Consider the following 324-nt stretch of genomic DNA (forward strand, 5'->3'; position numbering starts at 1 on the left):
GGCATCCTTAACTCCCATGACCATATGACCTTCTGTGATCGGTGCACCATTTTTTTCATAAGCATACTGCTTTCCATACATGATATCATACTGAAGCAGTTCCAGATCTGACAGATAATGCTTTGTCTTATTTCTCTGCTGATGGTAATTGAAGATCGTACCGGAATGAATATCCAACCGGTCAAAAACTTCTGCCATGATCTGATATGCCGCTATATTTCCATCTTTTTTCTGCAATCCGATATTATCCCAGATGACATAGTTCGTATTATAAAGATACTTGCTCTTTAAATCCTTTGCCTCCAGTCCAAGCGTCGGCAGATG

General features: G+C 40.1%; 1 protein-coding gene. It reads right to left on the reverse strand.

Translation table 11 applies throughout. From position 1 onward, the window contains the following. Nucleotides 1-324, reverse strand: a 324-nt coding sequence (locus PZH32_RS12120; protein WP_275208507.1) for a hypothetical protein, incomplete at both ends; no start/stop codon positions are given.

This window comes from Adlercreutzia equolifaciens, from assembly GCF_029076695.1.
Lineage (GTDB): Bacteria > Actinomycetota > Coriobacteriia > Coriobacteriales > Eggerthellaceae > Adlercreutzia > Adlercreutzia equolifaciens_A.